Annotated in this window: 11 protein-coding genes and 1 tRNA gene; 11 read left to right on the top strand and 1 reads right to left on the bottom strand. The window is 56.3% G+C overall.

The window, feature by feature from the left end; translation table 11 throughout:
- Positions 1-14: 14 nt before the first annotated feature.
- Together ACP0GE_RS08405 and ACP0GE_RS08400 are read left to right on the top strand one after the other, a co-directional pair.
- On the top strand, positions 15-1,397 hold the full coding sequence (locus tag ACP0GE_RS08405) for an ATP-binding protein (RefSeq protein ID WP_424831526.1): 1,383 nt from the start codon (positions 15-17) through the stop codon (positions 1,395-1,397).
- Between the two features lie 64 nt (positions 1,398-1,461).
- A tRNA-Arg gene (locus ACP0GE_RS08400) sits at positions 1,462-1,538 on the top strand.
- A gap of 637 nt (positions 1,539-2,175) precedes the next feature.
- On the opposite strand, the gene ACP0GE_RS08395 is transcribed toward ACP0GE_RS08400, so the two are convergent.
- Complete coding sequence (locus ACP0GE_RS08395) at positions 2,176-2,829, bottom strand: GntR family transcriptional regulator (protein WP_424831525.1); 654 nt, start codon at positions 2,827-2,829, stop codon at positions 2,176-2,178.
- Between the two features lie 207 nt (positions 2,830-3,036).
- Here ACP0GE_RS08395 and ACP0GE_RS08390 point away from each other — a divergent pair, with 207 nt between their 5' ends.
- The 9 genes from ACP0GE_RS08390 to ACP0GE_RS08350 all read left to right on the top strand — a co-directional run bounded on the left by ACP0GE_RS08390 (position 3,037) and on the right by ACP0GE_RS08350 (position 12,867).
- Positions 3,037-4,128 (top strand): Gfo/Idh/MocA family protein, encoded by a 1,092-nt coding sequence (locus ACP0GE_RS08390; protein WP_424831524.1) that lies wholly within the window; start codon positions 3,037-3,039, stop codon positions 4,126-4,128.
- Positions 4,129-4,218: 90 nt separating this feature from the next.
- Positions 4,219-5,229, top strand: coding sequence for a TRAP transporter substrate-binding protein DctP (gene dctP / locus ACP0GE_RS08385; RefSeq protein WP_170674874.1), 1,011 nt, complete (start codon positions 4,219-4,221; stop codon positions 5,227-5,229).
- A 30-nt stretch (positions 5,230-5,259) separates the two neighbouring features.
- Complete coding sequence (locus ACP0GE_RS08380; protein WP_424831523.1) at positions 5,260-5,835, top strand: TRAP transporter small permease; 576 nt, start codon at positions 5,260-5,262, stop codon at positions 5,833-5,835.
- Entirely contained in the window at positions 5,832-7,127 is a 1,296-nt protein-coding gene (locus ACP0GE_RS08375; RefSeq protein WP_170328647.1) for a TRAP transporter large permease, read from the top strand. Before ACP0GE_RS08380 ends, ACP0GE_RS08375 begins: the two co-directional genes overlap by 4 nt.
- Entirely contained in the window at positions 7,127-9,019 is a 1,893-nt protein-coding gene (locus ACP0GE_RS08370) for a bifunctional sugar phosphate isomerase/epimerase/4-hydroxyphenylpyruvate dioxygenase family protein (RefSeq protein WP_424831522.1), read from the top strand. The genes ACP0GE_RS08375 and ACP0GE_RS08370 overlap by 1 nt, the downstream gene beginning before the upstream one ends.
- Positions 9,016-9,843, top strand: coding sequence for a citryl-CoA lyase (locus tag ACP0GE_RS08365; protein ID WP_424831521.1), 828 nt, complete (start codon positions 9,016-9,018; stop codon positions 9,841-9,843). The genes ACP0GE_RS08370 and ACP0GE_RS08365 overlap by 4 nt, the downstream gene beginning before the upstream one ends.
- The gene (locus ACP0GE_RS08360) at positions 9,833-11,020 is read left to right on the top strand and encodes a Gfo/Idh/MocA family protein (RefSeq protein ID WP_424831520.1); all 1,188 of its coding nucleotides are present in this window, start codon (positions 9,833-9,835) and stop codon (positions 11,018-11,020) included. Before ACP0GE_RS08365 ends, ACP0GE_RS08360 begins: the two co-directional genes overlap by 11 nt.
- The gene (locus tag ACP0GE_RS08355) at positions 11,010-11,684 is read left to right on the top strand and encodes a hypothetical protein (protein ID WP_424831519.1); all 675 of its coding nucleotides are present in this window, start codon (positions 11,010-11,012) and stop codon (positions 11,682-11,684) included. Before ACP0GE_RS08360 ends, ACP0GE_RS08355 begins: the two co-directional genes overlap by 11 nt.
- Positions 11,677-12,867: a Gfo/Idh/MocA family protein gene (locus tag ACP0GE_RS08350; protein ID WP_424831518.1), complete on the top strand. Its 1,191-nt coding sequence runs from the start codon at positions 11,677-11,679 to the stop codon at positions 12,865-12,867. Before ACP0GE_RS08355 ends, ACP0GE_RS08350 begins: the two co-directional genes overlap by 8 nt.
- Positions 12,868-12,925 lie beyond the last annotated feature (58 nt).

The raw sequence follows: 12,925 nt of genomic DNA, 5'->3' as shown, positions 1-12,925 counted from the left end.
AAAAGGAGCGTCATTTGAATTCGCTTTCGGGCCGATTTCTGATCCTGACGACGGTCTTCGTAATGTTGGCCGAGGTTTTGATCTTTGTGCCTTCGATTGCCCGGTTTCGCGAAGACTTCCTGTTGAACAGGCTTGAACGCGCTCAGATCGCCTCGCTGGCTTTGCTGGCGGATGACATGCTGGCGGACGATCTTGAGGCCGAATTGCTGGCAAATGCCGGGGTCTATAACGTGGTGTTGCGCCGCGACGAGGTGCGACAGTTGATGCTGTCCTCGCCAATCCCGGATCAGATCACCCAGACCTATGATTTGCGCGACGCCAGTGCCTGGGTTCTGATCCGTGACGCGACATCGCGACTGTTTACACCTGGAAATGAGGTGATCCGGGTGATCGGCGCACCGGTCAAAGACGCCGGGCTTCTGATCGAGGTCACGATGGACAGCGATCCGCTGCGCATGGCCATGACCGACTATGGCCTTCGCATTCTGGGCCTGTCCTTTGTCATTTCAATCATAACTGCGTCCTTCCTTTTTCTGGCAGTCCGCGTTGTTCTGGTCCGCCCCATCAAAGGTGTGGTCGGTTACATGCAGCGCTACGCCAGTGCGCCCGAAGACGCACGAGGCATCATTTCACCCAATTCAAAGGTCACTGAGCTTCGCGAGGCCGAAGAAGCGCTCAAGACCCTGCAAACCGACCTGACGCAGGCATTGAAGCAACGAGAAAGGCTGGCTCAGGTCGGTGGCGCGGTTGCTAAGGTCAGTCATGATCTGCGGAACATCCTGACGTCGGCACAGCTTTTTACTGACCGGATCGAAGGCAGCGACGACCCGCTGGTGCGCCGCATGGCACCGAAATTGGTCAACTCCATCACCCGCGCGGTTTCATTGTGTGAAAGCACTCTGGCCTTCGGACGAGCCGAGGAACCAGCCCCCACACTGACAATGGTACCTGTCCACAACGTTGCCGAGGACGTTGTCGCCAGCGAACAGCTTGCGACGTCGGACACCTGTGTGGAGATCACCAATAATGTACCGCAGGACCTAATGGTTCGCGCCGACCCCGAGCAGTTGTACCGTGTCATTCTGAACCTTGTTCGCAACGCCCGACAGGCGCTTGTCACGTCCGGTCAGCCCGGCAATGTCACTGTTTCAGCCCATGAAACCGAGACGGATTGGTGCATCGAGATCAAGGACACAGGCCCCGGTCTGCCGCCGAAAGCAAAGGAAAATCTGTTCACACCTTTTCAGGGTGGGGTACGCAAAGGCGGTTCTGGTTTGGGGCTTGCGATTTCGCAGGAACTGGTACGCGGACATGGCGGAGACCTGGTGCTGAGGAACACCGGACCAGAGGGAACAACCTTTGAAATAAGGCTCCCTCGTGGGGATGGGACTTTTTGAAAGATTTTTGCAGAATCCGCTTGCACGTCCACCGCCCCGGGTCTACATAGCGCCTCACCAACGCGGACCGATAGCTCAGCTGGATAGAGTACTTGACTACGAATCAAGGGGTCGGGGGTTCGAATCCTCCTCGGTCCGCCACTTGGTAAAAACTTTCCACGATATCAATAACTTACGCGACGTTTTTGTTCAGATATTTGCGATCTGAACAATTTGCGTTCCCGAAACGTCCACGGACAGCATGCGTTTCTGGTCCGCTTACTTGGTGTAGCGCTCTACTGCATACAGTGATTCATGTCCTGACCAAGTCATGATCTGATGGGACCTTGCGCCGTTCTCAGCCATCCTTGAGCAGCACGTATCTCTTATGCGCTCGACAATCAGGGTGGTGTGCTTCTGTGGGTGTTGTCTGAACGAACCCGAACGCCTCGCAAATGCAGCAAGGGAGGCCGCGAACAGATTTCAGGTATGCCGGGTCCGGCCTGGCCTTGCCTACCTTTTGGCACAACGGTGGTTTGTTCAGGGGTTCATGCCGTGACCCCCGACGATGCCTCGACAGAAATCCAGAACGTCAGCCTTGGATTTGTCGAACTGCTCTTTTCCCATGGCCTTGAGGCTCTGGCTGTGGGGGGGTGATGCAGTGAATGATTGGGCCGTCGATCTTTACGATGGCGTAATGAACTTACGAAATTCATCTGGTAAGCACAGAAATTAAACTTGCCTGTCAGGCCCCGCGTTGCTGATCCAAGTGATGGCGATAGGCAGCAACAACAGCGAGCTACATAGCCTCAAGCGTATGTGAGAGACCGTTTCGGATGTGATCTTCCAACAGCTTCTTTGCGGTGCTCGCGTCTCTGGTCAATGCGGCATCGAACATGCCCTTGTGCTCCTTGACTGCCTCTTCACCGCGATAGGTCAGTACTAGCATCTGATACCGCAGATACTTGTCGTAGATGATCGAGTGCAGAGACAGAAGGTTCTTGGAGTTGCAGGCCGCGATCATTGCTTGGTGAAACTCCCAATCATACCGTTTCCAGGTTTCTTTCTCGGACTCGTCGCCCTTAAGAAGCTGCTGCTCCATCAGGTGCAGTTTGTGGTGTGCGGCAACGAGGTTGCCTTCCCAGTCCGTGTCGCCATTCGCAATGGACAACTCCAACGCGTGGCATTCCAACAGGACGCGCAGCTCTGAAATCTCGGTCAGGTCTTCTCGTGAAACCGGCGTGACCAGGAAGCCCCGTTGCTCGGGAGCTTCGACAAATCCGTCGCTGGCGAGCCTGTTCAGCGTTTCACGAAGTGTCGAAAGGCTTGCCGAGTAGCGTTCCTTCAAAGCGTCCAGCTTCAGTTTGGAGCCGGGCTGCAGCTCCCCGAAGATGATGTCCCGCTTGATGCGCTGATAGGTACTTGCACCTATCGTAGATGGCTGTTTCGCCATGCGTTTCACCCGATATTATCAGTTTCCTCGTTCAATTAGCATTTTTCAGAGACATCAGCAATCCAAACTGATGTATGGTAAAAATAAAAATATCATACATTATTGCGGAATCGCGAAAACCCCAATACGGTCGTGCCAAGTTGGGCAAAGCAGCCCGATTGCTATCATCGGTTTCGGGATTTTCCGGACCCTCCGGAAGGAAGCAAAGTGTCTCAGAACTTTCGCATTGCCATTGTCGGCATTGGTCTTGTTGGACGACGCCACGCAGACGCTATCCGAGCGTTGCGCCATGTTGATCTCGTCGCGGTGGTCGACCCCAGCGATGAAGGTCGTGCTTACGCCGTTGAGCACGGGGTCGCATGTTACGAGACCCTCGAGGAAATGTTTGCAAATCAGACGCCGGATGGAGCTGTTCTTGCGACCCCGACCACGCTTCATGTTGATCAAGGCCTAACCTGTGTTCGACATGGTTGTCCCGTTCTTGTCGAAAAACCGATCGCCGTAGAAGCCACCGCTGCGCTTGAGCTTGTTCAAGCAGCGGAGAAGGCCAATGTGCCACTGATGGTCGGACATCATCGTCGGCACAATCCTCTGATCCGGTCGGCTAAGGAAGCTATTGTCGATGGGAAGATTGGCGATGTGCGCGCTGTCCATGCGAATTGCTGGTTCTATAAGCCAGACGAGTATTTTGATGCTGCGCCCTGGCGAAAGAAACCCGGCGCAGGGCCCATCTCGGTCAATCTTGTCCATGATGTGGATCTGCTGCGGTACCTGGCCGGGGAAGTCATGACCGTACAGGCGCAGTCGGCTGCATCGCAGCGGGGTTACGACAACGAAGATGTTGCCGGTGCTCTGTTGACGTTCGAAAGCGGAGCGATAGGAACCATAAGTGTGTCCGACAGCATCGTTGCTCCATGGAGCTGGGAGATGACGTCTCAGGAATATCCAATCTATCCGTCGACCACTGAGAGTAGTTACATGATCGGTGGCTCTCATGGTTCGTTGTCCGTTCCCGATCTTCGATTGTGGAGTTACCAGAGTGAGCAAAGGGACTGGTGGACGCCAATCTCATCAACCGCGCTGAAGAAGGGTGCGTCTGACCCTCTGGTCAATCAGCTTGGGCACTTTGTTGAAGTAGCTCGGAGCGAAGCAGAGCCGATTGTGTCTGGATGGGAAGGTTTCAGGACGCTTCAAGTTATTGAAGCTATTCAGAATTCCTGCAGAACAGGTGATACGGTCAAGATCAAAAACTTACAAAAAACACCAATGGTAGGTATGACGGCAGTCCAAAATATCTGATATTTTGTAAAACATCTTGCAAAATGTCCAAAATAGGTCAAAACTCTGAATCGCAAAAAGAAGCATCATGATGTCTCAGGGAGGAGCAAAGTGATTACCAAACTTACCCGCCGGGCTGCTGTATCAGCCCTGGTTGCAACCGGTGTTCTGTTTAGCGCAACAAGCGGTGCGTTGGCGGAAGACAAAGTGCAACTTCGCCTCGCAACATCAGGATCGGAGACCGACCAGCGCTCGGTCGCTATGGCCGAGGTTTTCGCGCCCATGGTCGCTGATTTCGCAAGTTATGAGCCCAGCTACAACGGCACGATCTTCGCGCAAGGCACTGAGCTGGACGCCATCAGTCGCGGCAATCTGGAGATGTCGATCACCTCGGCGCAGGAGCTGGCACAGTTCTTCCCCGAGTTTTCGATCTTTACAGCAGGCTATGTCCACCAGGACGCAGCGCATCAGGTGGCTGTCTTCAACGATCCCTTGATGGATGCCTTCAAGCAAAAGGCCGAAGAAGAGCTGGGCGTCAAACTGCTGTCGGTCATGTATCTGGGCCGTCGTCAGGTGAACCTGCGCCAGCCCAAGGATGAACTGACCGTCAGCACTCCGGCTGATCTGGAGGGTGTGAACCTGCGGATGCCGGGCACCGATGCGTGGCAGTTCCTTGGCAAAGCGCTGGGTGCCGCCCCGACACCAATGGCGTTCTCAGAGGTTTACACAGCTCTGTCGACCGGTGCCGTTGACGGTCAGGACAACCCATTGCCGACCGTGGTTGATGCCAAGTTTTACGAAGTGACCAATCAGATCGTCCTGACATCGCATCTGGTCGACCTGAACTATATCGCCATCGGCAAAGAGGTTTGGGACGGGCTGACACCGGAACAGCAAGCCAAGGTTCAGGAAGCTGCGGATGCAGCGGCTGAATCCGGTCGCCAGAAGCAGCTTCAGAAAGAAGAGGACCTTGTCAGCTTCCTCAAGGAACAGGGCATGGAGGTCTACGAACCCGACCTGGCGGCATTCCGCGATCAGGTACAGTCGATGTATCTGGAAAGTGAATTCGCCGGATCATGGCCGGACGGTGTGCTTGAGCAGATCAACGCTCTGGGCAACTAAGGTCGTCTGAAGAAGGGAGGGAGAACCACGATGAAAGGCTTCATAAAGGGGTTCTCCCGACTGACCGAAGCGATTGCCGGCGGGATGCTGGCGGCAATCTTCCTGATCTTCCTTCTGCAAATTCTTCTGCGGTATTTCTTCACCCCCGCTGGTTGGACGCTTGAACTCATCGGCATTCTTTGGGTCTGGGTGATCTTCTTCAGCTGCGCGTTTATCGTGCGCGAGAGAGATCACGTGAAGTTCGACATCATCTACCTGTCGGTACCCCGACGTGTCCGTCAGGTCTTTGCGATGCTCGCAGCCGCCGCCATCGTCATTGGGATGCTCTACAGCTTCCTGCCGACATGGGACTACATCGACTGGATGAAAATCCGAAAGACCGCGACCGTGCGCAACCCGTTCTCGGGCGAGAAGGTACCGCTGCGCACCGTGTTTTCAATTTATGCGGTGTTCATGCTGGTCGTGGCCGCGCGGTATGGATGGCTGTTCTTTGACATCCTGCGAAATGGCCCACCAAAAACCGAGCTGGAACTGGTCGTTGGGTACAACGTGGTTGACGATCATCCCCGCGTCGACGGTGAAGACAACGAGGACGCAGACAAATGAGTTTTGAACTTCTTTCCTGCCTGCTCGCTCTCTTTCTTCTGGCAGGCATCGGGACACCTATCGGCTATTCCATCCTCTTGGCCTCATTGGTTTATCTGGGCACGGCCGGACTGGACGTCGCCCTCGCAGGCGAGAAGATCCTGCAAGGCTTTTACAAAAGCACGATCCTGCTTGCCGTGCCTTTGTTCATCGTCGCCGCCAATATCATGAACGCAGGGTCGATCACCGACCGCCTTCTGAACTTCTGCGTCGCTGCCGTCGGGCGTTTCAAGGGCGGCCTTGGGCACGTGAACGTGGTGGCGTCGCTGATCTTTTCCGGCATGTCCGGTTCGGCTGTCGCGGATGCTGCAGGTATCGGCAAGATCATCATTGAGATGATGACCAAGGATGGTCGCTATAGCCGAGGTTATGCTGCCGCGATCACAGCGGCATCGGCCACCATCGGTCCGATCATTCCGCCCTCGATCCCGATGGTCTTGTATGCGCTCGTTTCCAAGGCCTCTATCGGGTCGCTGTTCCTGGCCGGTATTTTGCCGGGTCTGATCATGGGCGTCGTCCTCATGGCGATGAACTACTATCTGGCCGGAAAGCGGAACTTTGCATTGGAAGAACCTGTTCCACTGCGCGAATTGCCAGCTAAAACCGCCAACGCGTTCCCGGCACTGCTGATGCCCGCAATCCTGCTGTACGGCATATATGGCGGCGTCACCACCCCGACCGAGGCTGCCGCCGTAGCTGCTTTCTACGCCTTGCTACTGGCAGCATTGTTCTACCGCGCACTGACCTTCCGTGGCCTCTATCAGGTCTTCGTCGACAGTGCCCGTTCGTCGGCGGCCGTTGGGGTTGTCATTGGTGGCGCATTCATTCTGAACTTCATCGTCATTCAGGAGCAAATCCCTCAGTCGATCTCGGCACTGCTGGAGGGTTCGGATGTCAGCCCGATTGTGTTCCTGATCCTGGTTAACCTGCTGATCCTCGCGCTGGGATGCGTGTTAGACGCAACAACGATCATCCTGGTGATTGTGCCCCTGTTCATTCCAACCTGCGAAGCGCTTGGGATTGATCTGGTGCATTTCGGGGTGCTGGTCGTCGTGAACTCGATGATCGGTCTGATCACGCCGCCCTATGGCATTCTGCTCTTTGTGATCAACGCCGTGACCGACATTCCGTTGCGTGAAATCATCTCGGAAATCTGGGCTTTCCTCGCGGTTCTCATCTTCGCCCTGGTGATCATGATGCTGATGCCGGATCTGGTCCTGTGGTTGCCGCGTATGTTTGGATATCAGGGATAATGTGCCTCTCGGTTTCGACAACGTCGATCCCCGGTGATCTGGCCGAAAAACTGAGTGCTATCGCCGACGCGGGGTTCGGAGGTGTCGAATTACACGAACCGGATTTGACCGCTTTTGACGGACCGCCATCGCAAGTCCGCAAGATTGCATCGGACCTCGGCCTGAAGATATGCCTGCTACAACCCTTCCATAATCTTGAAGGCCAGCCCGAAGCCGGACGTGAGCGCGCCTTTGATCGACTGAAGCGCAAACTCGACCTGATGAGCGAGCTGGGAACGGAATTGCTGCTCATTGGGTCCGCGTTCGAGGTCGATGCCGCTGCGACCGAAGAACAGGTAATCGCAGATCTTGGCGAAGCGGCCGAGATCGCGAAAGAGATGGGATTGCGTCTGGCCTATATGGGCTTGCCATGGTCGGATCTTATTCACTCGGATGAACAGGCGTTAGGCGTCGTTGATGCTGTCGACAGCCCTCATTTGGGGCTGGCCTTGAATTCCTTCTTCTCGCTTGCCGACGGATCCAAACCAGCCCGCCTTCGGGACATTCCTGGAGAGCGGTTGTTCCATGTGCAACTGTCCGATGCACCCCGGCTTGAGATGGATATCCGCAGGCTCAAACGGCACTTTGGGCTTTTGCCGGGGCTCGGATCACTGAACCTTCCGGGCTTCGTGCGGGTGTTGTCCCGCGCCGGATACAAGGGGCCTTGGTCGATTGCGCGCGTCAACGAAGCAGCTCCTCAACCCGGTGGCCGAACACTGGCCCGAGACAGCTACAGGTCGCTGGTGAACCTCCTGGATGAGGTAGCCCGCACCGAGCCGGGAGCCGATTTCGGCATCCCGGACCTGCCGGAGCGCGTCTATGCGTCGGGCTTTGAGTTTGTCGAATTTACGGCTGATGAGGTAAGCGGCGCTCAGCTGGCAAACATGCTGTCAGCAATGTGTTTTCGAATGGAGCGAAAGCACGTCACTAAGTCCGTCGAGCTGTGGCGGCAGGGCGCGATAAACATCGTTGTGAATACCGAAAAGGAAGGTTTTGCCCATTCGGCGTTCCTAGGTCACGGCCCCTCCGTTTGTGACATGGGGTTGCGTGTCAAAGATGCGGATCAGACGGTTCAGCGGGCGACCGCGTTGGGCGCGCCGAATTTCTCACAGCCGGTGGGGACAGGGGAACTGGATATCCCGGCCATTCGGGGCGTTGGTGGCAATGTTGTTCATTTCATCGATGAGAAATCCGATCTCCATCGGGTTTGGGACATCGAGTTTGAGCCAGTCGCCAAGACCAAAGCGACCCAGCCTGCCGGTCTGCGCCGCATCGACCATCTGGCACAGACGATGCGTCATGATGAGATGCAAAGCTGGCTGCTCTACTACATTTCGACCTTTGAGATGGCCAAGTCTCCTATCGTGAATGTGGCAGACCCGTCCGGCGTCGTTCAAAGCCAGGCCATCGAAAGCCCCGAGGGCGAAGTGCGCCTGAACCTGAACGGGGCCGTTGGGCGCCGAACACTGGCGGCGTCATTCCTTGAAGATGGTTTTGGCGCCGGTGTTCAGCACATTGCCTTCCAGTCGGATGATATTTTTGAGACCTCAGCTCAATTGATCAAGTCCGGTTTTCCCAGCCTGACGATTCCGGAAAACTACTACGCCGATCTGCAAGCGGCATTCGGATTGGATGACGACCTGATCGCTCGGCTGCGCGTCGGGAATATCCTTTATGATCGGGCAGCGGGTGCCGAGTATTTTCAGATCTACAGCAGCCCCATCTTTAATGGCTTCTTCTTCGAAATTGTTGAACGCCGTATGGGCTATGCTGGTTATGGCGCGCGCAATGCACCCATTCGCCTTGCTGCGCAAAGCAAAACCCAGCCGGTGAAAGAGGTGCAGACGCAATGACCGCGCAGATGACAGACGATGAGCGCGCCGTTCGCCAATGGTGGCGTACCTCCATCATCGACATGAAGCCTGGTCAGATCGCTTTTCGTGGCAACGCCATAGAGGACCTGATCGGGAACGTTTCATTCCCGCAGATGATCTGGCTGATGGTACGGGGTGATCTGCCTAGCGACGCGCAAGCGCGCCTGTTCGAGGCTGCTTTGGTCGCAGGCGTGGATCACGGCCCGCAGGCCCCCTCGATCGCGGCGGCGCGTATGGCTGCGACCTGCGGGGTAGGTCTCAATAATGCGATGGCGACTGCGGTGAACATGCTGGGCGACGTGCACGGTGGAGCAGGCGAGCAGTGTGCAGAGCTGTACTATGATATCGCGGTCCGCATGGATGCGGGAGCTTCGCTGAATGACGCTGTTCGGGATGGCTTGGACAGTTGGCGCGAGACCTACGGCAAGATCGTATCGGGCTTTGGTCACAGGTTTCACAAGCCTGTCGACCCACGCGCACCACGTTTGATGCAACTTGTTCGTGATGCGGCGGCAGCAGGCACAGTTTCTGGCCGGTTTGCCGATATCGGAGAAGAGGTTCAAGCCGAACTCGGTCGTCAACGTGGCGGTCGGCCGATTGCCATGAATATCGACGGCGCGACAGCTGTGATCTTCTGCGAGCTTGGCTTTCCTGCGCCCTTGTCGCGGGGGCTGTTTTGCCTGTCCCGCTCGGTTGGAATACTCGCCCACGCTTGGGAACAGATGAACCAGGGGGGGCGGAACAAAGGGCCGATGCCCCCGAATTACTTACCCCTCTACGAAGACAGGAATGATGACACGTGAGACATCGAAATCCTTCCGGGTCGGCCTTATCGGCTGTGGTCGTATCAGCGATATTTATCTAAAAACACTATCCAAATTCTCAAACGTTGAGGTCGTGGCTTGTGCAAGCCTCGATCCTTCGGAAAGCCGCGCCAAAGCGGATCAATACGGTGTCGCCCAGGCCTGCACGCCAGATGAAGTGTTTGACGATCCGACAATTGATTGCGTTCTGAATCTGACAATTCCGGCGGCGCATGCCGAAATCAGCCTGCGTGCGTTGGAGGCGGGCAAGCACGTCTATTCCGAGAAGCCGCTGGTTATGGATCGAACGGATGGTAAGACGATTCTGCACATGGCCTCTGAAAAGGGGTTACTGGTCGGTTGCGCACCCGACACGTTTTTGGGCGGTCGTTGGCAAACCGTTCGGCGCTTGATTGATGAGGGTGCCATTGGCAAACCCACAGGGGTTTTTGCCCATGTCGGTACCCACGGGACGGAGCGCCACCATCCCAACCCGGATTTCTACTATAAGGCGGGTGGTGGGCCATTGCTGGACCTTGGGCCGTACTACCTGACCGCCATGATCTGTTGCCTTGGTCCCGTTGACCGGGTTGCCGGAATGGCTCGGCGCACGTTCGACAAAAGGATGATCGAAAATGGCCCTCGCAACGGTGAATGGATGGATGTCGAGGTCGACACGCATTCCCTAAGCCTGCTGCAGTTCTCGTCCGGGGCTATAGGGTCGATGACCATGAGCTTCGACGTCTGGGACAGCGAAACGCCGCGGTTCGAGATCTACGGTGAAAAAGGCACCATCAGCATACCAGACCCTGACCCGGTACATGGGGCCAACATCTTTCAGGGGGATGTCTGGTTGAAGACGCGGGACACCTCGCGCTGGTCTCATCAGCCCCGTCCAACCGGTCGCGAAGACTGGCAGGTGGTCGAAAACAAACACAGGTTCAATAAAGACAGCCGCGGGCTCGGCCTTTTGGATCTGGCCCTGGCGGCACAAGAAGGACGCCAACCGCGTGCAAGTGGAGCGCTGGCTTATCATGTGTTCGAGGTCATGGACGCAATCGAGCGGGCGCCGAAATTTGGCGCCTATCAGACGATAGAAAGCCGTTGCGCGGCTCCGGAGCCTCTGCCGGTCGATTTCCTATTGAATGAGAGGAAGGAGTTGGTTCATGCCGATTGAGACACTCGACTTTGCCCAGCCATTCTTTCGCGTCCAGCACATCACCAGTGAAGACGGAATTTCTATCGAGGGTCGCGCCATCGTCCTTAACCTTGGGGGGCGAAACCTCTCTGTCGAGGATCAGACCATTGCACCGCTTTCCTCTGTGATCGTGCAAGACAGCACGCTTAGCGGCGTGGAACGTGCAGTCATTGTCCACGGTTTCGACGCCCATGCCGATGAAAACGAGTTGTTCGCATGGGTGAAAGATACGTGGCCATCTGCTTTTGATGTCCGCCAAGAGGAGCGTCTGCGCGGTGTCAGCCACTACATGTCGCCAAAGGTCTTCGTGGGTAACGTTGGACTGACCATGTACCATTCCGGTTCGGTCCCATTGAATGTCGGATTGCACAAGGATCATCCGTTCTGCCCGGTACCGGGGTTTCGCGAAGTGCATACGCAAATCGTAGGCTTTGGCAAAATGCAGCAATGCCGTGAGCGGGATGTTGAAACCCTTTACCTCGAAGAATTCATGGCCCCCGGCACGACGCACAAGCCGATGTATGACGCTGAAGGCAACTATCCCTGGCATCAATACGAGACGATTACCCCCAGCATCTTCATGGCGGTGGAAATGCTGCCAGAGGGCGTACGGGTCCCGGAAATGGAGGTTCAGAATGGCTGAGAGACTTTTACCCGAAGACCTGAACTTTGACGGACCTTTCCCCCGGTTGTCTCGCCGTTTGCGGCTGGGCGTTGTTGGCGGCGGACGGATCTCTGTCACGCAAGCAACGGCCTCGCGGATGACCGACCGGTGGGAGGTCACCGCAGGCGCGCTCAGTTCAGATGCCGCGCGCAGCAAGGCGCGCGGAGCTGAGTGGTTCTTGCCAGCAGACAGGTGCTATGCGTCATTCGACGAGATGGCACAGGCCGAGGCGGCGCGCCCGGATGGCGTAGATGCCGTCATGATCACTACCCCGAACCACGTTCATTTTGAAGCCGCCAAAGCGTTTCTGGAGGCGGGTATTGACGTGCTGTGCGACAAGCCCCTGACCAACGAAGTCGCCGAGGCCGAGGGGCTTGAGGGAATTACCGCGCGCACGGGACACATCTTTGCTGTCGGCTATGCGATGTCGTGTTTTCCAGTAATCCGTCAGGCCAAACAAATCGTGGCGGAAGGCGGCATCGGTAAAATCAACCAAATCCATGTCGAGTTCATGCAAGACTGGATGACGCCCGACGATGTGGCTGATGCGCCCCATGTCAAATGGCGGCTGGACCCAAAGATTTCTGGTCCGACCAGTTGTGTCGGCGATATCGGCACCCATGCCGCGCATCTCGCCAGTTTTGTCTCGGGCCTGCCCTTGACCGACCTACGGGCCGAGTTTCATGTCTGCGGCGCGCCAAAGCCTTTGGAAGACACGGTGTTCATGTTTACCCGCTATCAAAAGGAAGTTCCGGGAACCTTGATGGCAACACGCCTTGCCCCCGGGAATCGGGGAGGGTTGCGGTTGCGCATATTCGGGAACGAAGGAGGTCTCGAGTGGGACCTGGAGAATTCGGAACAGCTGAAGTTCAATCGGTTCGGTGAGCCGGATCGTATCATCAGCCGAGGTCACGGGCATGGCATCGGCCCGGGCGCAGAACGTCTAATCCGGACCGCGCGCGGCTTCCCAGAAGGGATTATCGAAGCCTGGGCCAACCTCTATACGGAATTTGCTATGGCCGTAGCCGCGCGTCGGGATGGCGTTACCGTTCCGGATGATTGGCTTACTTATCCCAGTGTCGAACAAGGTGCAGATGGCGTCCGGTTTATTGAAGCCTCCGTGCGCTCACACCAGTCCGGAGGTGACTGGGTCACTCTCTAAGGCTCTGCCAACAAGAATGAAAAACACGCCCGGGCCGTTGCCCGGGCGCTTTCATTTC

It is taken from the genome of Ruegeria sp. (assembly GCF_965243365.1).
GTDB lineage: Bacteria > Pseudomonadota > Alphaproteobacteria > Rhodobacterales > Rhodobacteraceae > Ruegeria.
The sequence above is the reverse complement of the archived record's forward strand: the minus strand, read 5'-3'. Positions and strand labels throughout refer to the sequence as shown.